This window comes from Streptomyces sp. NPDC036984 (genome assembly GCF_055607665.1).
On sequence record NZ_JBVJRL010000004.1, the window covers coordinates 127,837 to 154,283 of the forward strand.

Annotated in this window: 24 protein-coding genes and 2 tRNA genes; 13 read left to right on the plus strand and 13 right to left on the minus strand. The window is 71.5% G+C overall.

The genetic code is table 11. From position 1 onward, the window contains the following. Nucleotides 1–4 precede the first annotated feature (4 nt). From ACZ7DL_RS09975 to ACZ7DL_RS10005, 7 genes are read right to left on the minus strand one after another with little or no spacing between them, the layout of a single operon-like run. Nucleotides 5–1,030: a 2-hydroxyacid dehydrogenase gene (locus tag ACZ7DL_RS09975; RefSeq protein WP_470772965.1), complete on the minus strand. Its 1,026-nt coding sequence runs from the start codon at nt 1,028–1,030 to the stop codon at nt 5–7. Next, on the minus strand, nt 1,027–2,100 hold the full coding sequence (locus ACZ7DL_RS09980; protein ID WP_470772966.1) for an ABC transporter ATP-binding protein: 1,074 nt from the start codon (nt 2,098–2,100) through the stop codon (nt 1,027–1,029). The genes ACZ7DL_RS09975 and ACZ7DL_RS09980 overlap by 4 nt, the downstream gene beginning before the upstream one ends. Further along, complete coding sequence (locus ACZ7DL_RS09985) at nt 2,078–2,905, minus strand: DeoR/GlpR family DNA-binding transcription regulator (protein WP_470772968.1); 828 nt, start codon at nt 2,903–2,905, stop codon at nt 2,078–2,080. The genes ACZ7DL_RS09980 and ACZ7DL_RS09985 overlap by 23 nt, the downstream gene beginning before the upstream one ends. Next, entirely contained in the window at nt 2,902–3,990 is a 1,089-nt protein-coding gene (locus ACZ7DL_RS09990; protein ID WP_470772969.1) for an ABC transporter ATP-binding protein, read from the minus strand. The genes ACZ7DL_RS09985 and ACZ7DL_RS09990 overlap by 4 nt, the downstream gene beginning before the upstream one ends. Beyond that, the gene (locus ACZ7DL_RS09995) at nt 3,987–4,811 is read right to left on the minus strand and encodes a carbohydrate ABC transporter permease (RefSeq protein WP_470772970.1); all 825 of its coding nucleotides are present in this window, start codon (nt 4,809–4,811) and stop codon (nt 3,987–3,989) included. Before ACZ7DL_RS09995 ends, ACZ7DL_RS09990 begins: the two co-directional genes overlap by 4 nt. Then, on the minus strand, nt 4,808–5,692 hold the full coding sequence (locus tag ACZ7DL_RS10000) for a carbohydrate ABC transporter permease (RefSeq protein WP_470772971.1): 885 nt from the start codon (nt 5,690–5,692) through the stop codon (nt 4,808–4,810). Before ACZ7DL_RS10000 ends, ACZ7DL_RS09995 begins: the two co-directional genes overlap by 4 nt. Further along, nucleotides 5,692–7,116 carry an extracellular solute-binding protein gene (locus ACZ7DL_RS10005; RefSeq protein WP_470772972.1) on the minus strand — a complete coding sequence of 475 codons (1,425 nt, stop codon included), beginning with the start codon at nt 7,114–7,116 and terminating at the stop codon, nt 5,692–5,694. The genes ACZ7DL_RS10000 and ACZ7DL_RS10005 overlap by 1 nt, the downstream gene beginning before the upstream one ends. Nucleotides 7,117–7,297: 181 nt before the next feature. On the opposite strand from ACZ7DL_RS10005, the gene ACZ7DL_RS10010 reads away from it, so the two are divergent. Further along, nucleotides 7,298–8,719 (plus strand): FGGY-family carbohydrate kinase, encoded by a 1,422-nt coding sequence (locus ACZ7DL_RS10010; RefSeq protein ID WP_470772974.1) that lies wholly within the window; start codon nt 7,298–7,300, stop codon nt 8,717–8,719. Nucleotides 8,720–8,757: 38 nt separating this feature from the next. Next, a complete protein-coding gene (locus ACZ7DL_RS10015) occupies nt 8,758–9,369 on the plus strand; it encodes a histidine phosphatase family protein (protein ID WP_470772976.1) in 612 nt (203 codons plus the stop codon). 102 nt (nt 9,370–9,471) lie between these two features. Here ACZ7DL_RS10015 and ACZ7DL_RS10020 read toward each other — a convergent pair whose 3' ends face one another. Together ACZ7DL_RS10020 and ACZ7DL_RS10025 are read right to left on the minus strand one after the other, a co-directional pair. Further along, nucleotides 9,472–10,119: a superoxide dismutase gene (locus tag ACZ7DL_RS10020; RefSeq protein ID WP_470772978.1), complete on the minus strand. Its 648-nt coding sequence runs from the start codon at nt 10,117–10,119 to the stop codon at nt 9,472–9,474. Between the two features lie 123 nt (nt 10,120–10,242). Next, a complete protein-coding gene (locus ACZ7DL_RS10025; protein WP_470772980.1) occupies nt 10,243–11,631 on the minus strand; it encodes an amino acid permease in 1,389 nt (462 codons plus the stop codon). Nucleotides 11,632–11,995: 364 nt separating this feature from the next. Between ACZ7DL_RS10025 and ACZ7DL_RS10030 the strand changes: the two genes are divergently transcribed. After that, complete coding sequence (locus tag ACZ7DL_RS10030) at nt 11,996–12,574, plus strand: biotin transporter BioY (protein WP_470772982.1); 579 nt, start codon at nt 11,996–11,998, stop codon at nt 12,572–12,574. Between the two features lie 236 nt (nt 12,575–12,810). Here the strand turns inward: ACZ7DL_RS10030 and ACZ7DL_RS10035 are convergent, their stop codons facing one another. Continuing rightward, nucleotides 12,811–14,229 carry an amino acid permease gene (locus ACZ7DL_RS10035; RefSeq protein ID WP_470772984.1) on the minus strand — a complete coding sequence of 473 codons (1,419 nt, stop codon included), beginning with the start codon at nt 14,227–14,229 and terminating at the stop codon, nt 12,811–12,813. 216 nt (nt 14,230–14,445) lie between these two features. Between ACZ7DL_RS10035 and ACZ7DL_RS10040 the strand changes: the two genes are divergently transcribed. Both ACZ7DL_RS10040 and ACZ7DL_RS10045 read left to right on the plus strand, forming a co-directional pair. After that, nucleotides 14,446–14,931: a ribose-5-phosphate isomerase gene (locus ACZ7DL_RS10040; RefSeq protein WP_470772986.1), complete on the plus strand. Its 486-nt coding sequence runs from the start codon at nt 14,446–14,448 to the stop codon at nt 14,929–14,931. A 293-nt stretch (nt 14,932–15,224) separates the two neighbouring features. Then, on the plus strand, nt 15,225–16,034 hold the full coding sequence (locus tag ACZ7DL_RS10045; protein ID WP_470772988.1) for an Fpg/Nei family DNA glycosylase: 810 nt from the start codon (nt 15,225–15,227) through the stop codon (nt 16,032–16,034). A gap of 65 nt (nt 16,035–16,099) precedes the next feature. Here ACZ7DL_RS10045 and ACZ7DL_RS10050 read toward each other — a convergent pair whose 3' ends face one another. After that, the gene (locus ACZ7DL_RS10050; RefSeq protein ID WP_470772991.1) at nt 16,100–17,344 is read right to left on the minus strand and encodes a GNAT family N-acetyltransferase; all 1,245 of its coding nucleotides are present in this window, start codon (nt 17,342–17,344) and stop codon (nt 16,100–16,102) included. A gap of 149 nt (nt 17,345–17,493) precedes the next feature. Between ACZ7DL_RS10050 and ACZ7DL_RS10055 the strand changes: the two genes are divergently transcribed. Further along, nucleotides 17,494–18,666 (plus strand): SpoIIE family protein phosphatase, encoded by a 1,173-nt coding sequence (locus tag ACZ7DL_RS10055; protein WP_470772993.1) that lies wholly within the window; start codon nt 17,494–17,496, stop codon nt 18,664–18,666. A 30-nt stretch (nt 18,667–18,696) separates the two neighbouring features. Continuing rightward, a complete protein-coding gene (locus tag ACZ7DL_RS10060) occupies nt 18,697–19,194 on the plus strand; it encodes an HD domain-containing protein (RefSeq protein WP_470772995.1) in 498 nt (165 codons plus the stop codon). Here the strand turns inward: ACZ7DL_RS10060 and ACZ7DL_RS10065 are convergent. Beyond that, nucleotides 19,191–20,306: an acyltransferase family protein gene (locus ACZ7DL_RS10065; protein ID WP_470773571.1), complete on the minus strand. Its 1,116-nt coding sequence runs from the start codon at nt 20,304–20,306 to the stop codon at nt 19,191–19,193. The two genes, ACZ7DL_RS10060 and ACZ7DL_RS10065, sit on opposite strands and share 4 nt — an antisense overlap. Before the next feature lie 512 nt (nt 20,307–20,818). On the opposite strand from ACZ7DL_RS10065, the gene ACZ7DL_RS10070 reads away from it, so the two are divergent. The 4 genes from ACZ7DL_RS10070 (at nt 20,819) to ACZ7DL_RS10085 (ending at nt 24,131) form a co-directional block, all read left to right on the plus strand. After that, complete coding sequence (locus ACZ7DL_RS10070) at nt 20,819–21,013, plus strand: hypothetical protein (protein WP_030648672.1); 195 nt, start codon at nt 20,819–20,821, stop codon at nt 21,011–21,013. A 78-nt stretch (nt 21,014–21,091) separates the two neighbouring features. Beyond that, nucleotides 21,092–23,236 carry a protein kinase domain-containing protein gene (locus ACZ7DL_RS10075; protein WP_470772997.1) on the plus strand — a complete coding sequence of 715 codons (2,145 nt, stop codon included), beginning with the start codon at nt 21,092–21,094 and terminating at the stop codon, nt 23,234–23,236. 48 nt (nt 23,237–23,284) lie between these two features. After that, entirely contained in the window at nt 23,285–23,515 is a 231-nt protein-coding gene (locus ACZ7DL_RS10080) for a hypothetical protein (protein WP_470772999.1), read from the plus strand. 145 nt (nt 23,516–23,660) lie between these two features. After that, nucleotides 23,661–24,131, plus strand: a complete 471-nt coding sequence (locus ACZ7DL_RS10085; protein ID WP_470773000.1) for an SPW repeat protein — start codon at nt 23,661–23,663, stop codon at nt 24,129–24,131. Nucleotides 24,132–24,227: 96 nt separating this feature from the next. On the opposite strand, the gene ACZ7DL_RS10090 is transcribed toward ACZ7DL_RS10085, so the two are convergent. Further along, a tRNA-Gly gene (locus tag ACZ7DL_RS10090) sits at nt 24,228–24,298 on the minus strand. A gap of 161 nt (nt 24,299–24,459) precedes the next feature. On the opposite strand from ACZ7DL_RS10090, the gene ACZ7DL_RS10095 reads away from it, so the two are divergent. Together ACZ7DL_RS10095 and tig are read left to right on the plus strand one after the other, a co-directional pair. Then, nucleotides 24,460–24,536, plus strand: a tRNA-Pro gene (locus tag ACZ7DL_RS10095). Between the two features lie 180 nt (nt 24,537–24,716). Beyond that, the gene (gene tig, locus ACZ7DL_RS10100; RefSeq protein WP_470773002.1) at nt 24,717–26,087 is read left to right on the plus strand and encodes a trigger factor; all 1,371 of its coding nucleotides are present in this window, start codon (nt 24,717–24,719) and stop codon (nt 26,085–26,087) included. The last annotated feature ends 360 nt before the right edge of the window (nt 26,088–26,447 follow it).

A 26,447-nucleotide genomic window follows, 5' to 3' on the forward strand; every position in this document is an offset into this window, starting at 1 on the left:
GTCCTCAGGTCAGACAGTGCGCGAGCGGTTCCCCGCGCAGCCAGCGGCCCACCTCGGCGGCGGCGATCCGGGCGGCCTTCTCCGCCACCGCCCGGCTGGCCCCGCCCAGATGCGGGGTGAGCACCACCCGGCCGGCCAGGGCCCGCAGCCGGGAGTCCGGCGGGAGCGGTTCGCGGGCGTAGGTGTCCAGGGCCGCCGCCGACAGCCGCCCCTCGGCCAGCGCGTCGCACAGCGCCTCCTCGTCCAGCAGCGGGCCCCGCGCCGCGTTCACCACCACCGCGCCCGGCGGCAGCAGCGCCAGCTCGCGGGCGCCGATCAGGTCGCGGGTCTCGGCGGTGAGCCGGGCGTGCAGGGTGATCACGGCCGAGCGGCGCAGCAGGTCGTCCAGCGACGTCAGACGCAGCCCGTGCACCTCGCCGCGCACATACGGGTCGTACACCATCACCCGCGCCCCGAACGCGCACAGCACCCGGGCGACCCGGCTGCCGACCGCGCCGTAGCCGACGAGTCCGACGGGCAGGTCCTCCAGCTCCAGGCCGCTGTGCTCGTAGGTGTAGTACGACGAGCCCGCCCAACTGCCCTCCCGTACCAGGAGGTCGTGGGCCTGCGGGATGCGGCGCAGGGCGGCGAGCAGCAGGCCGACGGTGAACTCGGCGGTGGCGGCGGCGTTGCGGCCGGGCGCGAAGCACACCCGCACGTCATGCCGGCGCGCCGCCTCCAGGTTGACGTTCACCGGTCCGCCCCGGCAGACGACGACCAGCCGCAGCGCGGGGCAGGCCGCGAGGACCCGTTCGGTGACCGGGCCCATCTGGGTGACGAGCACCTCGGCGCCGGCGAGGGCCGCGATCAGCTCGTCCTCGGCGTCGCTCGCCTCGCTGACCTCGGCCACCGGCCCGAACGGCTCCAGCGGCCAGCCCAGGGTGACCTCCCGCACCGCGCAGTCGGCCTCCTTCGCGAGCGCGGCCGTGATGAGGGACGGCAGGACGAAGTGGTCGCCGGCGGCCACCACACGCACACCACTGGAGGTCATCGCAGGGAGTCTCCCGTCTCGGCGTCGAAGACATGGGTGAGCCCGGCCGCCACCCGCACGTGTGCGCCGTGGGCGAGCCGAACCTCGGGCCCGGTGAGGACCACCAGGTGCCGCTCCACCCCGTCGAGGGCGAGGGTGGCGATGCCGGACTCCAGCAGGGGTTCGTGGGCGATGACCCGCGCGGGGATGCCGTCGGCGCCGGTGAGGCTCAGGTCCTCGGGCCGGACGCCGACCACCACCGCACGGCCCTCGGGCACCGGCGCGGGCAGCAAGATCCGCACCCCGGCGGAGAGCCGGGCGTGACCGTCGGCGCCGGCGACGCCGGGCAGCAGGTTGATCGCGGGCTCGCCGACGAAGTCGGCCACGAAGGTGGTGGCCGGGTGGTCGTAGATCTCGTACGGGGTGCCGAGCTGCTGGATCACACCGTCCCGCATGACGGCGATCCGGTCGGCGAGGGACAGGGCCTCCTCCTGGTCGTGGGTGACCAGGATCGTGGTGTGGCCCGCGTCCCGCTGGATGCGCTTGAGTTCACGGCGGGTGGTGTCCCGCTGGGCCGCGTCCAGATGGGACAGCGGTTCGTCCAGCAGCAGCACGTCCGGTTCCCGGATCAGGGCGCGGGCCAGGGACACCCGCTGTTTCTGCCCGCTGGACAGGCCGGCCGGGCGGGCGTCGAGGACGTCGGTGAGCCCGACCCGCTCGGCGATCTCGGCGACCTTGCGCACGACGTCCTTGCCGCGGCGGCTCCCGCGGGCCCGCAGCCCGAACGCCAGGTTCTCCGCGACCGTCAGCGGCGGATACAGCGCGTAGTTCTCGAAGGCGACCCCGATGTTCCGCCGCCGCGCCGGCCGGTCCGTCACCGAGGCGCCGCCGACCAGGATGTCCCCGCCGGTCACCGTCTCCAGGCCCGCGATCATCCGCAGGGTGGTGGACTTCCCGCAGCCCGACGGGCCCAACAGGCCGAGCAGCTCCCCCGAGTTCAGGCTCAGGTCGAGGCCGCGGACCGCCTCCACCGCCGGGCGGCCCCGCGACCGGTAGGTCTTGCGCAGCTCACGTAGCTCCAGCGCGGTCATCGCCCTCCCTCGGATCGGTGGGGCACACCTCGTAACGCACCTTGTGCTCGTCCAGGTCGCGCAGCGCCTCCGCGGAGGCTCCGTCGTCCACCAGCAGCAGGTCGAAGCGGGACAGGGGCGCCACCCGGTGCAGGGCGACCCGGCCCAGCTTGGTGTGGTCGGCCAGCAGCACGTTGCGGGCGGCCACGTCGAGCATCGCCCGCTTCACGGAGACGATGTGCTGTTCCTGGTGGTAGGCGTAGCCGCCGTGCACGCCCGAGGTGGACACGAAGCCGACGTCGACGCGCAGCTGGCCGACGGCCTCCACGCAGGACACTCCGAGGAAGGAGGAGTGCAGCCGGTCGTAGTCGCCGCCGAGCGCCATCAGATGGATGCCCCGCCGGCCGGCGAGCAGGTTGACGGCCTCCAGGAAGTTGGTGACGACGGTGAGCGGGGTGATCTCGCCGAGGCACAGCCGGCGGGCGATCTCCAGGGTGGAGGTGGAGTCGTCCAGCAGGATCGCCATGCCCGGCTCTATCCGCCGCATCGCCCGCTCGGCGAGCGCGGCCTTCTGCGGGCGCATGGTCTTCAGCCGGTACTGCACGTTCGACTCGAACACCCCGGACGGCTGCGCGGTCACCCCGCCCCGGAACTTCCGTACGATGCCCTGCCGTTCGAGTTCGTCAAGGTCACGGTGGATGGTCATCAGGCTCACCCCGAACCGCTCGGCCAGCTCGGCCGCGGCCGCCGAGCCCTCGGCGAGAACGAGTTCGGCCATGGCGGCCTGCCGGGCCGCGGGTCCCTGCTGTGCACCGGTGCTGCTCATCGTCGCTCTATCCGTCGTCCTGGGCGCTGTGGCCGGTCGGCCTCGAACACCAGCAGGTTCTCAGGCCGGACGGCCGGGCGGACCGGGTCGTCGGGGCGCAGTCCGGCCGCCTCGTCGCGGGATGCCACGAGCGACAGGTGCTGGGCGCCGATCCGCACGGTCACCTCCACGGACCGGCCGAGCACCTCGGTGACGTACACCGTCCCGGCGAGCCGGTGCCCCTCGCCGGTCAGCGACACGTCCCGGGGGCGCACCCCGGCCAGCACCTCGGTGCCCGCCGGCACCCGTACCGGCAGCGGCAGTGCGAACGCCCCGTCCGCCGACCGGAAGTCCCCGGTCTCGGTCACCGTCCCCGGCAGCAGGTTGATCCGGGGCCGCCCGAAGGCCCGGGCGACCTCGGTGTCGCAGGGCCGGTACCAGATGTCCTCCCGGGTGCCGGTCTGCACGATCCGCCCCCGACGGATCACCCCGATCCGGTCGCCGAGCGCCAGTGCCTCCACGGAGTCGTGGGTGACGTACAGGGTGGTCGTGCGCCGCACGGCGCCGATCGCCTTCAGCTCGGCCCGCATCTGCTGGCGCAGCTTGGCGTCCAGGTGGGACAGCGGCTCGTCCAGCAGGAAGGCGCGGGCCGGACGGACCAGCACCCGGCCGAGCGCGACCCGCTGCCGCTGCCCGTTGGACAGGTGACCCGGCATCCGGTCCAGCAGGCCGCCGATGCCGAGGAGTTCGGCGACGGCGCCGACCCGGTCCCGGGCCTCGGCGGCGGGCAGCCGGTGGCGCGGGGACCGCAGCGGCGAGACCAGGTTGTCGTACACGGACCGGTGCGGGTACAGGGCGTAGCTCTCGAAGCACATGGCCAGGTCCCGGTCGTACGGCTCCACGCCCCGCATGTCCCGGCCGTCGATCTCGACCGTGCCGGCGTCGGGCCGCTCCAGCCCGGCGACGGTCTTCAGGGTGGTCGTCTTGCCGGCTCCCGACGGTCCGAGCAGACAGAAGAACTCCCCGTCCCGGACGTCGAGTTCGAGACCGTCCAGGGCGGTCGTGCGCCCGTAGGACTTGTGTACGTCCCGCAGCGCGATGCTCATGACTTCACCGCCCCGAAGGACAGCCCGCGCACCAGATACCGCTGGATGGTCAGCGCGAGCAGCAGCGGCGGGACGACGGAGACGAGCGCGGCGGCGGCCGTGAGGTGGTACTTGGGCCGGTCGCCGCCGAGGAAGGACAGGGCGCCGACGGTCACCGTCTGGGCCTCGTTGGAGGTGAGGATCAGCGGGAAGACGAAGTTGTTCCAGGCGAAGATGAACGCCAGCAGCGACACGGCCGCGATACCCGGTTTGACCAGCGGCAGGACCACCCGGAAGAACGCCTGCTTGCGCGTGTAGCCGTCGAGCAGGGCCGCCTGCTCCAGCTCCGGGGGCAGATCGGCGAAGTACGACCGCATGATCCACACCACCAGCGGCAGGGTGACCAGCTGCAGCACCCACACCATGCCGACGTAGGTGTCGAACAGGCCCAGCTTCTGATACAGCACGAACAGCGGGATGATCACGGTGAGTTCGGGCGCGAACCGGAACGACAGCAGCGTGAACATCAGGTTCTCCGAGCCCTTGAACCGCCAGCGCGCCGAGGCGTACGCGGCCGGCAGCCCGACCACCAGCGACAGTGCGACCGCGCCCACGGACACCACCAGGCTGTTGACGAAGAAGCGGACGAACGGGATGCCCTCGCTGTCCCCGAGGACGGTGCGGTAGGCGTCCAGGGTCGGGGTGAAGGAGAAGTAGGTGCTGAAGAGCTGGTCGGCCGGCTTGAGGGAGAGGATCAGCATCCAGGCGACCGGGAACAGCGCGAAGACGAAGTACGCGAGCAGGGCGGCATCCGCCAGCCACCCCCACAGCCGCCGTTTCACGCGGACACCTCCGCCGCCTTCCGCTGGATCCGCCCCAGACGCCGGACCAGCACCATCGCGGCCAGGTACACCACGGCCCACAGCACGATCGTGTAGCTGATCCCGAACGAGTACCGCTGGAACCGGATCGCCTCCAGGTACGCCCTGATCTGGAGCACCACGGTGGAGTCGCCGGGCCCGCCCTCGGTCAGCGCGTAGATGATGTCGAAGACCTTCAGCGAGTCCATGAACCGAAAGATCACCGCGACCAGGACGTACGGCCACAGCATCGGCAGGGTCAGCCGCCGGAAGGTGTACCACCAGCCGGCGCCGTCCACGGCCGCAGCCTCGAACGGGGAGGCGGGCAGCGACCGCAGTCCGGCCAGGGCGAGGATCGCCACGAACGGGGTGTACACCCACACGTCCACGGCGATCGACGACAGCAGCGCGCCCGTCGGGGTGTCCGTCCACTGCACCCCGCCGAGCCCGAAGGGCTTCAGCAGGTGGTTGACCACCCCCACCGACGGCTGGAGCATCAGCTTCCACATGATCGCCGCGATCACCGGGGCGATCATCAGCGGCAGGATCAGGATCTTCTCCAGGACCCGGCCCACCACCGAGGAGCGATGCAGCAGCAGGGCGACGGCGACCCCGAGCACGGTCTCCACCCCGGCCGCGCCGACCGCGTACAGCACGGTCACCCAGGCCGAGTTCCAGAAGGCGTCCTGCGTGAAGACCGTCTCGTAGTTGTGCAGCCGGACCAGGTCGGGCTGCGGCTTGGCCGCCGAGAAGTCGAACAGCGTGTAGTACAGGCCGAGTCCGAACGGGTAGAGGATCCCGCAGGTCAGCAGCAGTGCCGGGAGGATCAGCAGGTACGGCCGCAGCGCCGGGCGGGGCCGCATCAGCCGACCTTCGGTTTCAGGTCGGCCGCCAGCCCGTCCAGCGCGGACTTCGCACTCTTCCCGCCGTAGATCTCCTGGAGGGCCGCCGCCCAGCTGGTGGTGGCGTCGAAGAACTGCGCCTGCGGGGTGAACTGGATCTTCGTCTGGTCGACGACCGTCTCGAAGGTCTCCAGGAAGCCGGGGAGGTGCCGCATCTTGTCCTGGTAGGCGCCGTCCCGGCTGACCGACTTCCGCACCGGGTCGATGTGGTTGTGCGTGAGCGCGGCCCTGCGCAGGTGCTCCTTGCCCGTGGCCCACTGGAGGAACAGCCAGCCGGCGCTCTTGCGGGTGCTCTTGGCGTTCATGCCGAGCGACCAGATCCACATGTTGGTGGCGAGCGAGCCGTCCGGTCCCTTCGGCCCCGGATGGAAGGCGATCTTCCCGGAGGCGGGCGAGGCCCCCTCGACGGCCTGGAAGTAGGCGGCGGTGTCGGCGTCGAAGAGCATCCCGGCCTTCCGTGCGCCTAGGTCGCTGGAGCACTGGTACCAGGTGTACGACGTCCAGGACGGCGGCCCGCCCTGCCGGACCATGCCCGCCCAGTCCTCGGTGAACGCCACGGCCTCCGGGGAGTTCATGGCGGGGGTGAGCTTCCCGCCCTCGACCGTGAAGTCGTGCAGCCCGTTGCGGGCGTACATCGTCATGAACCCGGGGTGGATCGTCGCCCAGCTCCGCGACCCGCGCACGGCGATCCCGTACATCCCGTCGAACCCGGCGCCGGGCGCCTTCTTCTTGATCACCCCGGCCAGTTCGCGCAGCTCCTCGAAGGACTCGGCCGGTTTCAGCCCCAGCTTGCGGAACACCTCGGTGTTGTAGGCGACCACGTTGGTCTCCCAGCCCCACGGCAGCGCGTACTGGCCGCCCCGGCCCAGCGGCGCGCCCGCCTTCAGCGACCACTGGTCGGCCTGGAGCAGGTTCGGGAAGAAGTCCGCCTGGTCCCATTCGGCGGCGGTGGCCGAGGAGTTGCGCATCCAGGGGCCCAGGTCCTCCAGCCAGCCCGGCGGCCCGTACTGCCACACCATGTAGGCGCCGAGCATGAAGACGTCGTAGGAGGCGCGCCCGCCGGCCAGGTCGACGGTGAGCTTGTCGAAGTAGTTGTCCTCGGGGAAGACGTCGTACTTCACCTCGATGCCGGTCTGCTCGGTGAAGGACTTCAGGTCCGCGATCAGGGCGTCCGTGTACGGGTGCTTGTTCAGCAGCGCCTTGACGGTGGTGCCCTTCTCCCGCTTCCAGTCGAAGGCGCCGGTGACGTCGTCCGCGGCCGAACCGCCGCCCTCGTCCCGGTCGTTGCCGCCGAAGCCGGTGCCGCAGGCGGACAGCAGCGGGGCGGCGGCGAGGGCCCCGGTGAGCGTGAGGAAGCGTCGGCGGTCGTGCACGTGCCTGTCCATCCGGGACCTCCGTCGGTGGGGCGGTGGGTTCGGGCGGGTTCACCGTGCGAGTCGACTCGACAACAGAGGGTGTAACGGCGAGGGATGACCGTCAATCCCTTGTGCGCGAGGAAATCAGGGGGAAATCTCAAAGGGCAGTGGGAAGTTCACAGGGCCGGTCGCGAAGATGCGGGAGGTTCGGATGGATGGGGCGTGGCTCGGGGTGGACCTCGGCACGCAGGGGGTGCGGGCCCTGCTCGTCACCGCCGACGGCGGCGTGCTCGGCAGCGGGTCGGCGCCGTTACGGCGGGGGCGCCGGGAGGGCGCCCGGCACGAGCAGGACCCGGGGGAGTGGTGGGCGGCGGCGTGCGCGGCCTGCCGGGCGGCGCTCACCGGGGTGCGGGCCCGGCCGGCGGGGGTCGCGGTGTGCGGGACGTCCGGGACCGTGCTGCTCACGGACGACGCGGGCTGCCCGCTGGGGCCCGCCCTCATGTACGACGACCGGCGTGCCGCCGCGGAGGGCGCGCGGCTGCGGTCGGCCGGGTTCGCGGTGCAGGACACCTGGGCGCTGCCCAAGGTGCGCTGGCTCGTCGACCGGCACGGCCCCGGCCGGGTCGCCCACCAGCCGGACGTGATCACCGCCCGGCTCGCCGGGCACCGGGTGCCCAGCGACTCCAGCCACGCTCTGAAGACGGCGTACGACCTGCGGCGCGAGGCCTGGCCCGATCTCACCGGGCTGCCCGCGGGCGTCCTGCCGGACGTGGTGCGTCCCGGCACCCGGCTCGGCGAGGTCTGCCCGGCCGCCGCCGACGCCACCGGTATCCCGGCCGGCACGCCCGTCATCGCGGGCATGACCGACGGCTGCGCCGCCCAGATCGCCGCCGGCGCCCTGCGCACCGGTGCGTGGAACTCGGTGCTGGGTACGACGCTCGTGCTGAAGGGCGCGGCCGCCGTACCGGTGTCCGACCCGGCCGGCGTGGTCTACAACCACCGCGCGCCGGACGGCACCTGGCTGCCCGGCGGCGCCTCCAGCGTCGGCGCCGGCGTCCTCACCGCCCGCTTCCCGGGCGCCGACCCGGCCGTACTGGACGCCCGCGCCGCCGCGTTCGAGCCCGCGGGCGCGGTCGCCTACCCCCTGGTCTCGCCCGGCGAGCGCTTCCCCTTCCACGCCCCGGACGCCACCGCCCTGCTGCTCGGCGACCCGGAGTCGGACGCCGACCTGTGGGCGGCTCTCCTCCAGGGCGTCGCCTTCGCCGAACGCCTCTGCCTGGACTACCTCGACCACCTGGGCGCCCCCCTGGACGGCCCCCTCGCCGTCACCGGCGGCGCAGCCCGCAGCGCCTACTGGACCCAGCTGCGGGCCGACATCCTCGGCCGCCCGCTGCGGGTGCCGGCCCGCACCGAACCGGCGCTGGGCATGGCGGCGCTGGCCGCGTACGGCACCGGGGCGGGGCCGGCGCTCGCGGAGGTGGCCGACGGCATGGTGCGGGCCGGGACGACGGTCGAGCCGCGCCCCGGCCGCACGGCCCGCTTCACCGAGCCGTACGCCCGGCTGGTGGACGAGCTGGAGGCGCGGGGCTGGCTGCCGCGCCCGGTGGCCGGGCATGCGCGGAGCCGGCTGTGAGAGCCGGGGGAGCGCGGGTGGGGCCCATACTGCTGACCATGACTGCCACCACGCTCCTCCTGGCCCGCCACGGCCAGACCGTCTGGCACGCCGAGAACCGGTACGCCGGGGTGAGCGACGTGGCCCTCACGGACACCGGGCGCGCTCAGGCCGAGGCGTTGGGGCGGTGGGCCGGCGGGCATCCCGTGGCCGCGGTCTGGACCTCGCCGCTGTCCCGGGCGATCGCCACCGCCGAGCCCGCCTGCCGGGCCCTCGGCCTCACCGCGCACCGCGAAAGGGGCCTCCGGGAGTGCGACTTCGGTGCGGTGGAGGGCCGCACCCTCGCGGAGTTCGCGGCGGAGGACCCGCAGGCGGCGGAGGAGTTCCGCGCCGACCCGGTGGCGCACCCCTTCCCCGGTGCCGAGGATCCCCGCGCGGCCGCGGAACGCGGCAAGGCAGCCCTGCGCGGCATCGCCGCCGCCCATCCCGGCGGACGTGTCCTGGTCGTCGCCCACAACACCCTCCTGCGGCTGGTGCTGTGTTCCCTCCTGGGCATCCCGCTCGCCGAGTACCGCAGGGTCTTCCCGCGGCTGCGCAACGCGGCGGTGAGCGAGATCCGGATCGACGGGGACAGCACCGCCCTGCTCTCGCTCAACGTTCCCTGCGCGTAGGGGAAGACCCCCGTGAGTCACGTCCTCACGGGGGTCTTCTCTCATCCGCCTGCCGCCGTGAAGGGTGAGAAGACGATCACGAGGCAGGACGACCGAGGGGGCTCAGGGAGCGAGCAGCAGCACGTCCGCGCGGGACTTGGCGGCCCGGTACCGGCGGGCGACGTCCTGCCAGTCGACGACCTGCCACATCGCCTCGACGAAGTCCGCCTTCTGGTTGCGGTACTGGAGGTAGAAGGCGTGCTCCCAGGCGTCGAAGACCAGGATCGGGGTGGAGCCCTGGCCGACGTTGCCCTGGTGGTCGTAGACCTGCTCCACGATCAGCCGCCCGCTCAGCGGCTCGTGGGCGAGCACGCCCCAGCCCGAACCCTGGGTGGTGGCCGCGGCCTTGGAGAGCTGGGTTCGGAAGGCGGCGAAGGAGCCGAAGGACTCCCTGATCGCCTCGGCCAGCTCGCCCACGCCGTCGGCGGCCAGCGGCTCGCCGCCGCCGTCCTTCGGGCCGGTCATGTTCTGCCAGTAGATCGAGTGCAGGATGTGCCCGGAGAGGTGGAAGGCCAGGTTCTTCTCCAGGCCGTTGATCGAGCCCCACGCCTCCTTGTCACGTGCCTCGGCGAGCTGCTCCAGGGTGTCGTTGGCGCCCTTCACATAGGCCGCGTGGTGCTTGTCGTGGTGCAGCTCGATGATCTCGGGGCTGATCACGGGCGCGAGCGCCGCGTAGTCGTAGGGCAGGTCGGGCAGCGTGTAGACGGGCACGGGTGATCCCCTCCGGAACCTTATTGCAAGTCTCTTGCAAGTACACGCTAGCAACAAGAAGATCAGGGCAACAGAAAGGCCCCCACGTGTCGTCCGTGGGGGCCTTCGCGAGGGAGCGCCGGTTCAGCCGCGGGCGCGCACCCGCTGCCACACATAGCCGAGCACCGCCAGGGCCAGCGTCATCCCGCCCGTCGAGTACAGCTGCACGCGGGTGTCCGGCTCACGGGCCATCAGGACGAAGATCGCGGCCATACCGGCCAGCGCGACCCAGGTCAGCCACGGGAACGCCCACATCCGCACGACCAGCTTCTCCGGCGCCTCGCGCTCCAGCCGGCGGCGCAGCAGGAGCTGGGAGACCGCGATGAAGATCCAGACGACGAGGATCACTGCGCCGATCATGTTCAGCAGCCAGGGAAAGACGTCGTCCGGGCTCCAGTAGCTCAGCAGCACGCAGAGGAAGCCGACGACGCAGGAGGTGAGGACCGCGATCCGGGGGACACCGCCGGAGAGCTTCGCCAGCGCCTTCGGGCCCTGGCCGCGTCCGACCAGGGAGTAGGCGATGCGCGAGGAGCCGTAGATGTTGGCGTTCATCGCCGACAGCAGGGCCACCAGGACGATCACCTTCATCAGCTGCCCGGCGCCCGGGATGCCGATGTGGTCGAGCGCGGCGACGTACGGGCCCTTGTTCTGGTCGACGATGTCCTTCGAGTCCCAGGGGACCAGCGTCACCACGACCGCCATGGAGCCGATGTAGAAGAGGGCGATGCGCCACATCGCCGTGCGGACGGCGGAGGCCACGCCCCGGACCGGGTCCTCCGACTCGGCAGCCGCGATCGTGACCGTCTCCAGTCCGCCGTAAGCGAAGACGGACGCGAGCAGTCCGATGATCAGGCCGTTGCTCCCGTGCGGGAGGAAGTCCGACAGGTTCGAGGCGCCGGGGGCCTCGGTGCCGGGAAGGACCCCGGCGATGGCCAGCAGACCGAGGATCAGGAACAGGCTGATCGCACCGACCTTCAGGGCCGCGAACCAGAACTCGAACTCGCCGAAGTTCTTCACGGCGGCCAGGTTCGCCCCGCAGAACATCACCATGAACAGGGCCACCCACATCCACTGCGGGGTTCCCGGCACCCAGCTCTGGGCGATCTTCGCGGCGCCGATGCCCTCCAGCCCGACCGCCGTGCAGAGCAGTACCCAGAACGACCAGCCGGCGGCGAAGCCGGCCCAGGGGCCCATGGCCCGCTCGGCGTGCGCGGAGAAGGAACCCGACGACGGGTAGGCGGCCGACATCTCGCCGAGCATCCGCATCACCAGCATCACGAGCAGGCCGGAGAGGGTGTAGGCGACCACGATGGACGGTCCGGCGGCGGCGATGCCCGCACCGGAACCGACGAACAGACCGGCGCCGATGACCCCGCCGAGGGCGATCATCGACAGATGGCGCTGCTTGAGGCCGTGGGAGAGGGAGGCACCGTCCTGCTGCGGCGGCGTCTCGGTGGTGGTGCTGCTGGGCATGGGCGCGGCTCTCCCAGTGCAAGGGGCGGGTAAAAACCCCGCCAGTCTGGGCGGACCGTCCGCTCAGGCGGGGAGGCTGCCCACTATCCGGACACCTGCCGTACGCAGGGCGAGCGGACGGTTACGCGGAGACCGGAGGTTCGTTTGGTGGAACTCCACAGTCCCGTCGACGCCCCGCCGCGTGAGCGAAACGTCTCTGCCTCCGTGATCAGTGTCACGCCCGGATGGGTGTCACCAGCATCCTTTGTCCGGAGCCCACCAACCTCTCGTTCTCCCCTTTGTCGAGCGCTGACGGTGATCGGCTTCCGTCCGCTGGGATAGCGTCACCGTGTCCCAGCCTCTCCCCGTCACCCGCGGAGTCCCCATGAGCACCGCTGCCGTCACCGCCCGCCCCCGCGAGGTACTCGCCGACCTGCTGCCCGCGTCCCGCGTCCGCGACGCCGCCCTCGTGCTCGGCGGCGCCGCGCTCACCGGCCTCGCGGCCCAGCTCGCGGTCCCCGTCCCGGGCTCCCCGGTGCCGGTGACCGGCCAGACCTTCGCCGCGCTGCTGGTCGGCACGGCGCTGGGCGCGAGCCGCGGCCTGGCCGCGCTCGCCCTGTACGCGCTCGCCGGACTCGCCGGCGTGCCGTGGTTCGCCCACGGCACCTCCGGTGTCTCCGTCTCCTTCGGCTACATCCTCGGCATGCTGCTCGCGTCCACCGTCGTGGGTGCCCTGGCGCGCCGCGGCGCCGACCGGTCCGTGCTGCGCATGGCGGGCACGATGCTGCTGGGCGAGGCGATCATCTACGCGATCGGCGTCCCGTACCTGGCCTACGCCGCCGGCCTCTCCGCCTCCCAGGCCGTCGCGGCCGGCCTCACGCCGTTCCTGATCGGCGACGCCGTGAAGGCTGCCCTGGCGATGGGCCTCCTGCCCGCCGCCTGGAAGCTCGTCGGCAAGCGCTGAGGCACGCTCAGGCGCCCACGCCGCGGTTCCCGCACAAGAGGTTCGCCGGGTCGTACGCAGACTCGAATCCGGCGAACCTCTTTCGCGTCCCGGGGCCGGCCGTGATCCCGTCCACGGGGTCACCGGCGGCCCGCCGTGCGCGGCCGCCGGTGACGACCGAACGGCCGGAACGCAGCATGGCCGCACGGCCTGACGGAAATCGTCAGGCCGTGCGGCCATGCAGGTCCGGGACCGGATCAGCCGACGGACACCTTGTCGGCCGGGGCCTCGGCCGCGGGGGCCGGGCGGTTCGCCGAGATCCGCTGCTTCACCACCGCGATCACCAGCACGATCGCCGCGACCATCAGCGACAGCAGCACGGTCTCCCGGCCGTCGTGCTCGGTGTCGGTCAGCATGTAGCCGAGGACGAACACGATCATCGCGGCCGTCGCCCAGGTCAGGTACGGGTACAGCCACATCTTCACGATGAGCTTCTCCGGCGCCTCGCGCTGGATGATCTTCCGCATCCGCAGCTGCGAGAAGCAGATGACCAGCCACACGAACAGGGCCACCGCTCCGGAGGAGTTGACGAGGAAGAGGAAGATCTTGTCCGGGGACAGGTAGTTGAAGAAGACGGCGACGAAGCCGAACACGACCGACGCGAGGATCGCCGTCATCGGCACGCCCCGGCTGTTGACCCGCGCGAACGCCTTCGGCGCGTCACCCCGCTCGCCGAGCGAGAAGGCCATGCGGGAGGCCGTGTAGAGGCCCGAGTTGAGGCAGGACAGCACCGAGGTCAGCACGATGAAGTTCATGAGCTGACCGGCGTGCGCGATGCCCAGCGAGTCCAGGGCGGCGACGTAGGAGCCGTCCTTCTTGATGGCAGGGTCGTTCCACGGCAGCAGCGAGACCACGACCAGGATCGAGCCCAGGTAGAAGACGCCGATCCGCCAGATGATGCTGTTGGTGGACTTGGTGACCGCACGCTGCGGGTCCTCGGACTCGCCGGCCGCCAGGGTGGCGATCTCGCTGCCCATGAAGGAGAAGACGACCAGCAGCACGCCGGTGAGAATCGCTCCCGGACCGTGCGGCAGGAATCCGCCGTGCGAGGTCAGGTTGCCGAAGGAAGCCTTCTCGGCGTCCACACCCGGCAGCACGCCGAACACGGCGAGCAGGCCGACGACGATGAACGCGCCGATCGCCACGACCTTGATGCCGGCGAACCAGAACTCGAATTCGCCGTAGGAGCCGACGGAGACCAGGTTGGTCGCGGTCAGCACGGTCATCACGATCAGGGCCCAGCCCCACTGCGAGATGTCCGGGACCCAGCCATGGAGGATCTCGGCGCCGGCGGTCGCCTCGACGGCGAGGACGACGACCCAGAAGAACCAGTAGAGCCAGCCGATGGAGAAACCGGCCCAGCGGCCGAGCGCACGGTCGGCGTGCGCGGAGAACGATCCGGAGGTCGGATTGGCGGCGGACATTTCGCCGAGCATGCGCATCACCAGCACGACGAGCGTGCCGACGAGGGCGTAGGACAGGAGGATGCCGGGTCCCGCGGTGGCGATACCGGTTTTGGAGCCGACGAAGAGGCCGGCTCCGATGACGCCACCGATCGCGATCATCGACAGATGGCGGTTCTTGAGTCCTGCTTGAAGGCCCGAACCAGGGGTCATGGACGGATTTCCTTTGCGCCAGGTAGAGCTTCCCGCACGAGCGGTGTACGAGCCGGTCCAGTGAATCGGAGGCGAACGAATTCGGGAACCTCTGAATCCGGATCGTTACTTGAGGTTTCCTTGAGGATCTATGGCCTGGTTCACAGATTTTCCCCCTGGGTCGACCGCCGACACCCTGGGGCTGCTGCCCTCTGACAGGCGTGTCACACTCGTGGCATGCGCGTGTATCTCGGCTCCGACCATGCGGGCTACGAACTCAAGAACCACCTCGTCGAGTGGCTGAAGGCCGCCGGCCACGAGCCCGTCGACTGCGGGCCGCACATCTATGACGCCCAGGACGACTACCCGCCGTTCTGCCTGCGTGCCGCGGAGCGGACGGCCGCGGACCCGGAGGCTCTCGGCATCGTGATCGGCGGCTCCGGCAACGGTGAGCAGATCGCCGCGAACAAGGTGAAGGGCGTGCGCTCGGCGCTGGCCTGGAGCGAGGAGACGGCGGCGCTCGGCCGCCAGCACAACAACGCCAACGTGGTGGCCGTGGGTGCGCGGATGCACAGCACGGAGGAGGCGACCAAGTTCGTCGAGGTCTTCCTCGACACCCCGTTCTCCGGCGACGAGCGGCACATCCGCCGCATCGACATGCTGTCGGCGTACGAGACCACGGGCGACCTTCCGCCGATCCCGGCACACCACCCGCAGCAGTAGAAAGCCCCGGCCCCGGGGGCTCCGCCCCCGGGGCCGGGCGCCCACCCCAACCGGTCGGCTGGGAAGACCCGGATCCCGGGGGCTCCGCCCCCGGCTCGCCGCTCGCCCATCCGAACCGGTCGGCTGGAAGGCCCGCCCTCCGGGGCCCCGCTTCCCGCCCCCGGCTCGCCGAACCGCTCACCCGACTCCGTCGGCCGGCAAGCCGAGCCCGGATCGGCCGCCCTGTCGTTCAGCTCTCGGCCGAGCGAGGCGGGTGGGCGGGTGGGAAAGACGATGGAAAGGACACGGCAGCCTTGCCGGAAGGGCACACGATTCACCGGCTGGCCCAGGACTACGCCGAGCGCTTCCACGGCACGGCCCCCCGCGTCACCAGCCCCCAGGGCAAGTTCTCCGACGCCGCCGCCCTCCTGGACGGCACCGAGCTGACCGCCACCGAAGCCCACGGCAAGCACCTCTTCCTGGGCTTCCGGGACGCCGACTGGGTCCACATCCACCTCGGCCTCTTCGGCAAGGTCGGCTTCGGCGACGCTCCCGCGCCCCCGCCGACGGACACCGTCCGGCTCCGGCTCGCGAACGACACGTCGTACGTCGATCTGCGCGGCCCCACCACCTGCGCCCTGATCACGGACGGCGAGAAGCGGGCGATCCACGACCGGCTCGGCCCCGACCCGCTCCGCGCGGACGCCGACCCGGGCACCGCCTACCGGCGGATCTCCCGCAGCCGTACGACGATCGCCGCGCTGCTCATGGACCAGAAGGTGATCGCCGGCGTCGGCAACGTCTACCGCGCCGAGGTCCTCTTCCGGCACGGCATCGACCCCTACCGCCCCGGCCGGGACATCACCCCGGCCGAGTGGGACGCGGTCTGGAGCGATCTGGCCGCGCTGATGCGCGAGGGCGTGCGGAACAACCGGATCGACACCGTCCGCCCGGAGCACACCCCGGAGGCGATGGGCCGCCCGCCCCGCGTGGACGACCACGGCGGGGAGGTGTACGTCTACCGCCGGGCCGACCTGCCCTGCCACATCTGCGGCGACGAGGTCCGCACCGCCGGTCTCGCCGCCCGCAACCTCTTCTGGTGCCCGACCTGCCAGCGGCCCTGAACCGGCGCCAGGCCTGTTGTCACTCCCGCCTGCCCCGCGACGCCATGCACGTGTGACGACAGGACCTAGAAACCGTGCGGCAGCCACGGGGCCACCGGTGAGCCGAACGCCACCGACGCCTCCGTCAGCGCCCCCGGCCGCAGCTCCCGCACCCGCCCGGCCGCGGCCAGCGACAGCAGGCTCACCCCGCCCAGATAGGCCGCGCCCAGCTCCCGTACGGACACGGCGAGGTCGGCCGCGTCGGTCGTGCGCTCGCAGGACGCGCCCTTCGGATCGCCGGTCAGCCGCCAACGCCCCGCGTTCCAGGGGCAGAAGGCGTCCTCCACCTCGAACACGACGTCCACCGGCGCCTGATAGGTCCGCGCCGCCAGCGCCGCGCCGACGTCGACCAGCCGGACGTAGGCGTCCTCCCGCAGTCGCGGCGCACAGCGGCGGATGTCGGAGACCAGGTGCTGCCAGCCGTCGTCCACCGGCCGGGACCCCACCGCCAGCGTCGACATCAGGTCGATGCCGAAGAGGAAGCGCCACAGCGCGGCCTCGGTCACCGGGTCGAGCGCGGCCAGGTCCTTGAGGTGCACCGTGCCGTCGGGGGCACCGCTCTCACCCCACTCGCCCTTGGTGCGGAAGCGGGCGTACCCGGTGATCTCGCCGTCCCGCTCGGCCACCACGCACCGCAGCCGTGACCCCCCGCCCCGCTCTCCCTCCGGGTCGACCAGGGCGGCCCGCTCCCAGTGCGGCTGCCGGGCCAGCATGCCCGGCCGCCCCGGCACCAGGGCCGCGTACACCGCCTCGCACGCGTCGAGGACGTCGGCAGGCGCCGCGTAGCGCAGCCGCACCTCCTCCGTGCCGGCGGGCAGGGCCAGGGTCACCCGGCTCGTGTCGATCTCGGCGCTGACCCGGAAGGTCGCGGCGCCGTATCCGAACCGGCCGTAGATGGCCGGCTCCGACGCGGTCAGCACCGCGATCGGCTCGCCCAGCGCCCGGACGTCGTCCAACTGGCGGCGCATCATCGAGGTCAGCACCCCGCGCCGCCGGTGGGTGGCCACGACCCCCACCATCGTCACCCCGGCCGCCGGCACCGCGGCCCCGCCCGGCACGGTCATCCGGAAGCTGAACGCGCCCGCCGTCCCGACGATCGCGTCGCCGTCCCAGACGGCGAGTGAGCGGTCGAACTCGGTGACGGCCCGGTCCACTTCGCGCTCCTCCGCCGAGGCCGGCCCGGCACCGAAGGCCTGGTACAGGGTGTCGTGCCACCGGTCCCACTCGTCCTCGCGCAGCACCTTCAACTCGGTCCCGTGAACACTCCGCATGAGCCATGCCTATCAGGGCATTGCGGGACGAGCCAGTGAATTTCTTCGGGGTGAAGCCACCGGACGAACGGCGAAGCGGAGCCTCGCTCGGGGGACAAGTGGGACCTCCCGTGCCAAGCAGCCGGTCCGCTGGATAGGGTCCCGGACTAATGGCAGCGGAACGACAGCGGCGCGCGAAGGCCGAAAGGTTCACGGCCCGGTGGAGAATGCAGTGGCACCGGGCCCGGGTCGGGCTGCGCCGAAGCGCCGTGGACTACTTCCGCGGCGACGGCTCGGACTGGGTCGCCTTCGCCGGACTGCTGCTGGCCATCCCCGTCCTCGCGGCCATGACCCTGGCCGACGCGGTCTGGTGCTCCCCGGCCACCCTGGTGCTGCCGATCGTCGCGGGAGGCCTGCTGCTGCGCCCGGCGAGCCTGCTCGGCCTGTACGCGGCGGCGGCCACCGCGCTGATCGTGGAGTCGGTGCGGCTCGGCCCGTACACCGAGGGCCCCTCCCGGGTCACCCCCGGCATCGTCCTGGTGGTCGCCGCGTGCGGCTTCTTCGGGCTGCTGACCGCGCAGTTCCGCAGCCGGGTCGGCGTGCCCTGGCGGCGCGGCGGCACCATGCTGTTCGACCTGCGCGAGCGGATCCGGGTGCAGAGCAAGCTGCCGAAGCTGCCGCAGGGCTGGCATCACGAGATGGCGCTGCGCCCGGCGGGCGGTCAGTCCTTCTCCGGTGACTTCGTCGTCGCGGCCCGGACGAACGGCGGCCGGACGCTGGAGGTCGTGCTGACCGACGTGTCCGGCAAGGGCATGGACGCGGGCTCGCGCGCCCTGCTGCTGTCCGGCGCCTTCGGCGGCCTCCTCGGCTCGCTGCCGCCGCACGCCTTCCTGCCGGCCGCCAACGGCTACCTGCTCCGCCAGGACTGGGACGAGGGCTTCGCCACCTCCATCCATCTGGTGCTGGACCTGGACTCCGGGGACTACGAGCTGTACTCCGCCGGCCACCCGCCGGGGCTCCAGCTGAGCGCGGGCAGCGGGCGCTGGGAGGAGAAGGCGGCCGAGGGGCCGCTGCTCGGTGTGTACGACGGCGCCCAGTTCGACTCCGTGAAGGGCTCGCTGCGGCCCGGGGACGTGTTGATGCTGTTCACGGACGGTCTGGTGGAGACCTCCGACCGGGACATCATGGAGGGCATCGACCGGCTCACCGGTGAGGCCGACCGCTATGTGGCCGGAGGATTCCACGGCGCGGCCTGGCACCTCATCGAGGCGGTCGCCAAGGACGTCAACGACGACCGGGCCCTCCTGCTGATCTGCCGAGACGCTTCGGCGACCATCCGCTGAACGCCCCCGGCACAGGAGACACCGACCGGCATGACCCACCTCACCCTCCCCGAGGTCGAGACCCTCGCCCGCGCCGCCCACGAGGGCCAGACCGACAAGGCCGGACGCCCGTACGCGGAGCACCTCGCGGCCGTCGCCGAAGGCGTCCGCGCCCGCGGCGGCGACGCGGAGCAGATCGCCGCGGCCTGGCTGCACGACTCCGTGGAGGACGCCGCGCTGTGCGAGGAGTGGCTGGAGACGGCCGCCCTCGCCGAGCGGACCAAGGCGATCGTGCGCGCCCTCACCAAGCGGCCGGGGGAACCGCCCGAGACGTACGCGCGCCGGATCCTCGCCACCCCGGGCGCGCGCCTGGTGAAAGAGGCCGATCTGGCGCACAACGCCGACCCGGCGCGCCTCGCGGCCCTGGACGAGCCGACCCGGAAACGGCTGACCGAGAAGTACGCCCGGATGCGCGCGCTTCTCGGCCTGGGACCGGAGACCGGACCCGCGAGCGGAACCGGAACCGGGAAGGGGACCGGGATCGGCTAGACGCCGACCGTCTCCCGCTGCTTCTGCCGCTGGCGGGCGCCTTCGGCCGCGTCCTGCCGGAACGCCCACTCCATCTTCGGCTCCATCGCGAAGCGGAAGATCCGCTGCACCGGCCGGGTGCACAGCACGGTGACGGCCGCCGCCGCGGCCACGGTCACCAGGATCTCGCCGAGCGGACGGTGCAGCCAGGGGTGCTCGAACCAGCCGCGGTAGTCGCCGAACTTCACCAGGAAGCCGTGCAGCAGGTAGCCGTAGAGCGTGCCCGCGCCGAGCGCGGTGAACCACATCCGCCGGCGCGGCACCCAGGCGAAGAAGCAGGCCGTCAGCACCAGCGAGCAGCCCATCATGGCGAGCGTCATCACCGGGCCCGACCACCACGGGGCGCCCAGTTCCTGCGCCGAGTCGCGGTGGTAGAACCACGCGGTGTTCATGCGCGGCACCGCCCACCAGCCGATCGCCAGCGCCGCCGCGAACACCGGCACCGAGGCGATCCGCACCGAGCGGCGGCGCACCAGCTGGAAGTGCTCGGGCTTCATGCACAGGCCGAGCACGAAGTACGGAAGGAACTGAAGGACCCGCTGGAGATCGAGGTCGTCGCCGATGCTCGGGGTGACGGTCGCCAGCATCGCGAGGCCGAGGGCCAGCGGCACCGGCCAGCGCACCAGCTTCCAGACGGGCGTGGTCAGCCGCCAGACGAACAGCGCGACCAGGAACCAGGTCAGATACCAGGGATCGAGGAGGCTGATCTCCTCATGGGAGCCGGTGACGGCGTTCTTGAAGAGCGGGTACGCCGTCTCGAACAGGATGTACGGCACGGCGACGCCGGTGATCAGCCGCTTCAGCCGGTCCGGCCGCATGTCGAAACTGCGTGAGAAGAAGCCGGAGATGAGGATGAACGCCGGCATGTGGAAGGTGTACACGACGGTGTACAGGCCCTCCAGGATCCGGCTGTCGTCCTTCAGCGGCTCCCACGCGTGTCCCATCGCGACCAGCACGATGGCCAGGTACTTGGCGTTGTCGAAGAACGCGTCGCGTTGCCCGCCGGGTCTGTCCGCCGCCGCCTTCCGAGTGCGCTGCTGCTGCGCGCTCACCGGGGTACGCGGAGCGGGCACTCCGTCCACCGGCGGCTGTGCCGGGGGGAGCGGCCTGCGGTTCTGGCCGGGGGACGAGGCGGCGTCAAACATCTCAGGCACCCTAGCGTCGTCTGTGGGATTTCGTAAAACTCCCGCAGTGATTCCTGGTTATCGCGTTCGGGTACCCGGTGATTTACCGAACTTGCCACCCTTGTCCACGTGATGGTGCGCACACTAGGGTCGTCAGTTGACCCTGGATGTCCCGATTCATCCTGACTAATTGGGGCATACGTCGCCTCTGCGCCATCAATTCGAATTACTTGCGCAGGGGATGTGTGGGTGCGGAAACGAAGTCGGGTAATTCCTCGGCGCGTCACCGGCGTACGGCCGCTCGAATTGCAGTGCGGGGCATCGCCCGCGGCGGGCGGGCATCCGACGTTGCGTCACGGGCCGCATACGGCGGCCGGGTTGGTGGCACGATGGTTCTGGCGGGGGTGCGCGGGCCGTACCTCCGGGCCGGGAGAGCGGACCGACCGAGGGTGTGATCAGTTGTGGCCATTTCACTGTCTGTGGTGCTGCTGTTGGCGATCATCCTGGTGGTCCTGATCCGAGGGGGGAACATCAAGGCCGGCCCCGCCATCGTCGCGATCCTCTTCGGCTTCTTCCTCGCCTCGACCGGCATGGCACCATCGATCAACCGCTTCCTCAACTCGATAGCGGAGTCGATCAACTCGATCAGGTTCTGACCCGGCGGGGGAGCCGGAGAGTCCGGGCCGAACAGCACGGCGGGCCGGACGACTGAAACAACGGGGGGACGTACGGGAATGGCGCTGCGCGACTCGGACCCGGCGGAGGTCGGCGGCTACCGGATCGAGGACCGCCTGGGCAGTGGCGGCATGGGCGTGGTCTACCTCGCCCGCTCCGCCTCCGGCCGCCGCCTCGCCATCAAGGTCGTCCACGGCCAGTACGCCGACGACGACGAGTTCCGCATCCGCTTCCGCCGCGAGCTGGCCGCCGCCCGCCAGGTCAGCGGCGCCTTCACGGCACCCGTGGTGGACGCGGACGCCGACGCGCCACGCCCCTGGATGGCCACGCTCTACATCCCCGGCGAGGACCTCGGCACCCACGTGCGCCGGCACGGCCCGCTCCCGCCCGCCAGGCTGCGCGAACTCGCCGCCGGCCTCGCCGAGGCCCTGCGCGACATCCACCGCGCCGGAGTGGTCCACCGGGACCTGAAACCGGCCAACGTCATGCTCGCCGAGGACGGCCCCCGGGTCATCGACTTCGGCATCTCCCGGGCCGCCGAGGCCGCCGGCATGGACGCCCTCACCCAGACCGGCCGGGTGATGGGCACCCCGCCCTTCATGTCCCCCGAGCAGTTCGCCTCCCCGCACGAGGTCGGCCCGGCCACCGACATCTTCTCCCTCGGCGCGGTCCTCGCGTACGCCGCCACCCGGCGCGGCCCCTTCGACAGCCCGAGCCCCTGGGAGACGGCGACCCGTGTCGTCGAGGGCGACGCCGACCTGACCGGTGTCCCCGACGATCTGCTCCCCTTCGTCCGTCTCTGCCTGGAGAAGCACCCCAAGTCCCGCCCCGGCCCCGACGAGCTCCTGCACCTGCTCCGCGAGGGGCGGCTGCCCGACCCGCGCCCCGAGCCCGCGGTGCCGGTCACCGAGCCCGGCCGCCCGCGCCGGCGCCGCTGGTGGCCGGCCACCGTCGCCGCCACCGTCGCCCTGGCCGCCGCGGCCGCCACCACCACCGTCCTCGCCCGCGACGGCGGCGGCGCCCCGCACGCCCTGCCGGCCGGCTGGCACGCCTGGCACCGGCAGGCCGCGGACCCCACGGCCGAGAACCCGCGGGCCGTGGGCCCGAGCGAACCGTTCAGCCGCTGCGTCGTCGCGGACCAGGCGCTGCTGTGCGCCGGCGACGGCATCATGGCCGCCCGCTTCACCCTCGCCGGCGGCCGGAACACCTGGACCCGGCCCATGGACCCCACACCCGCCCAGACATCGGCCAGCGGCGGCGGCACGATCATCGGCACCCGCCCCGGCGCCGTGTACGCCTTCGGCGCCGACAGCACCGACATCAAGACCGGCGAAGAGCCCGAGAGCCGCACCCGGTACACCGTGCAGGCCTTGGACCCGGACACCGGCGAGCCGCTCTGGAGCAGGGTCGTCGCCGACAACGTGGACGGCCCGGGCCCGGAGTTCACGGGCGCCGTCGCCACCCCGGCCGGGGTCGTCACCGCCTACGGCGACGCGCCCGACTCCTACGCCCTGCTCGACGCCGCGCACGGCAAGGTCCGCTGGCACCGCAAACTGCCCGCCGGCGCCGACAGCGACTGCGGACTGACCGAGGCCGGCGGCCGGGCGTACCTGATCTGCCACACCTCCGACGACAACGGTGACCACGCGCGCACCACCGTCGCCCAGCTCGACCCCGCCACCGGCAAGGCCCACTGGCAGGTCGCGGCCAAGGGTGCGCTGTCCCTGTTCGGGCAGTCCCGGGGCCACCTCGTGCTCGGCGTCGACCCGCTCATGGACAAGCTGACCGGCCTGACCCTGATCGACACCTCTTCGCACGTCCTGACGACCGTACGGCTGTCCGCCCCGCGGAACGCCTCCGGCGCCTCCGTCGTCCGCGGCACCCTCTACCTCACCCTCACCAGCGGCAGCGTCCGCGCGATCGACCCGCGCACCGGACGCGAGCTGTGGCAGAGCAACTCCACCGTCGAGCAGCCCGGCCCGCCCACCGCCTCCGCCACCCGGCTCTACCTGGCCTCGCCCACCGGCCGGCTGGCCGCACTGGACCTGCGCACCGGCAAGGTCACCGGCACCCTCCCCGGCCGGGACGACAGCGACAGCAGCGGCTCCGGCGGCACCACGGCGGCCCCCGTCCTGGTCGGCGACGCCCTCTACGTCCCCTACGGCATGCGCGCGATCTACAGCGTGGACGTCAGAGACCTGTGACAATGCCCCCCCGGCGTGGTGCCGGCCGGGGAGGAAAAGGGAGCGGCGTTGATTCTTCGAGGGGCGCTCGCACTGCTCGCGGGAAGCGCATCGATCGTGGTCGCCTGCGGCTACCGCGGGGTGGATGTCCGGGTGTGGGACTGGGCGGACGCGAACTTCTCACCGCGCTACCGGACCCGCTACGGCACACCCTGGAGGAGCTTCGGACACATGAGGTTCTTCTTCGGCGTCGCGGGAGCCGCCCTCCTGGCACTCGGGCTGGCGATCCTGCTGCACTGAAACGGCCCGGGGCCGGCCGGATGTCTTCTCCCGCCACCTCTCGCGGCGGTGCCCTCGGATCCAGCGGTTCGGGACGGTTATTCCGGTCCCACAGGGTACTCACCCATCAGAGGGGGTGCATAACGGACAATCTGGAGGAGCTGTAATGACGACTCATCCCCGGCCTGACATGGAAACCCACCCCGACCTCATCGAAATGCGCAAGCGGCACGAGATGGCCGAAGGCATCGCGACCACCCCGAAGGCGCAAGCCGTCGAGGCCATGTCCCTGATCACGGGGCTCTACCTCGCCGCCTCACCGTGGATCGTGGGGTTCAACAACTTCTCCACCCTGGCGGTCAACAATCTGATCGTCGGCATCGCGTACGCCGTCCTCATGAGCGGCGGCTTCGGCCGGGCGTACGAGCGCTCGCACAGCATGGCGTGGGGCGCTTGCGTGCTGAGCGCGTGGACGATCTTCGCGCCGTGGGTCGTGGCAGGTGACGTCAGCACCACCAGGACCATAGTCAACAACATCATCGTCGGCCTGGTCGGCCTGGCGCTGGCCCTCATGGCCGCCGCGGCCGCCCGCCCGGTGGATCAGCGGCCCGGCGACCGCTCTTCCGTACGTATGTGATCGATCCCTGTCCGAAGGCTGCAACCATGACCGGCCCGAGGAACACGGAAGGCCCAGGGAGAGGAAAAACCTCTCACCTGGGCCTTCGGCATCCAGAGCGGGCGACGGGAATCGAACCCGCGTAGCTAGTTTGGAAGACTAGGGCTCTACCATTGAGCTACGCCCGCAGCAGCGAGCCGCAGGTCGGTGACCGCGGCGCTGAAGGCATCGTAGCGGGTCGCCCGCCGCCGAGGCCAACGAGTGAGGCCCAGGAGGCGTCCCGCGCGCCGCCTCGGAGAATGCGGCCGACGTAACCGGCCGGGGCATGTACCCTACGTGTCGCACCAGACGGGGTGTGGCGCAGCTTGGTAGCGCGTCCGCTTTGGGAGCGGAAGGCCGTGGGTTCAAATCCCGCCACCCCGACCACCGGCTCACGACGTCGTGATGATCGCCTTTTGGGGCGCTGACCGGCTGCGGTTACTATGCAAGCTGCGCGCCCGTGTGTCCCCGGCCCTCGCGGCCTACGTACTCCTCCGGGCGGCGAAATCCGCCGGGCCCGTCGGGCTCCGGCAGAACCCGAGAAGTCAGCCACAAGGAGACCGAACCGTGAAGAGCGCCGTGGAGACCCTGAACCCGACCCGGGTTCGGCTCACTGTCGAGGTGCCCTTCGAGGAGCTCAAGGACAGCCTCGACGCGGCGTACAAGAAGATCAACCAGCAGGTCACGGTGAAGGGCTTCCGTAAGGGCAAGATCCCGGCCCGCGTGATCGACCAGCGGTTCGGCCGCGGTGCGGTGCTGGAGGAGGCCGTCAACGACGCGCTGCCCAAGTTCTACACCGAGGCGGTCAACGAGGCCGAGCTGAGCCCGCTGGGCCAGCCCGACGTCGACATCACCGAGCTGAAGGACGGCGAGACGCTGAACTTCACCGCCGAGGTCGACGTCCGCCCGGCCGTGGAGATCCCGGACTACTCCGGTATCGAGGTCGAGGTCGACGCCGTCGAGGTCACCGACGAGGACGTGGAGAAGTCGGTCGAGCAGCTGCGCGAGCGCTTCGCCTCCACCTCCCCGGTCGAGCGTGCCGCCGAGGACGGCGACGTCGTCACCATCGACCTGGAGGCCAAGGTCGACGGCGAGGTGCTGGAGGACGGCATCGCCAACGGCGTGTCCTACACGATCGGCTCCGGTGAGCTGCTGGACGGCATCGACGACGCCGTCAAGGGCCTGTCCGCCGGCGAGGAGGGCACCTTCACCTCCGAGCTGAAGGGCGGCTCCGCCGCGGGCAAGGAGGCCGAGGTCACCGTCAAGGTCACCCAGGTCGCCGCCCGCGAACTGCCCGAGCTGGACGACGAGTTCGCGCAGCTCGCCTCCGAGTTCGACACCCTGGAGGAGCTGAAGGCCGACAGCCGCAAGCGTCTGGCCAACATGAAGCAGTTCGACCAGGCCACCCAGGCCCAGGAGCGCGTCCTGGAGAAGCTCCTCGAGCTGGTCGAGGTCCCGGTCCCCGAGAAGCTGCTCGAGGACGAGATCAACACCCGCAAGCACAACCTGGAGCACCACCAGCTCGGCCAGATGGGCCTCACCCTCGACAAGTACCTGGAGATCCAGGGCAAGACCGCCGAGGAGTTCGAGACCGAGACCCGCGAGGCCGCGGTCAAGGGCATCAAGACCCAGTTCGTCCTGGACGAGCTGGTCAAGAAGGAGCAGCTCAACGTCAACCAGGAGGAGCTCACCGAGCACCTCATGCGGCGTGCGGCCTCCTCCGGCATGTCCCCCGACCAGTTCGCCCAGGCCGTCGTCGAGGGCGGTCAGGTGCCGCTCCTGGTCGGCGAGGTCGCCCGCGGCAAGGCCCTGGCCGTCGTGGTCGAGGCCGCCACGGTGAAGGACACCAACGGCGAGATCGTCAACCTGGACGACGAGGAGGAGGAGACCGAGGCCGCCGAGGCGTCGGAGACCTCCGAGGAGAACGCCGAGGGCTGAGCGGTCCCACGGCGCCTCTGAAGCGCGTACGACGGGCCCTGGGGAGTTTCCCCGGGGCCCGTCGCCGTACCGGGGCGGGGAGTGGTCAGGGGCGCGGGGCCGTATCGATGTGCGGCTCCGCCGCGTGGGCGCGACCAAGCCGCCACGGGCCCGCGGCCCGAGACGAGCCGCACCACCTCCCAGGCACCGCACCGGCCCTCCGCGCATGGCACCGGCTCCCGCGCGAGCGCTACGCCCCCGGCGAACACTCCCATCTCCGGGATTCCCCGAAGGTGCCTGAGCGTTAGGGTCCATGAATACGAGGGCAGGGGAGTCTCCTGAACCCCCCGCTAAGCCCCGGCAGGAACACGTGAAGACGGC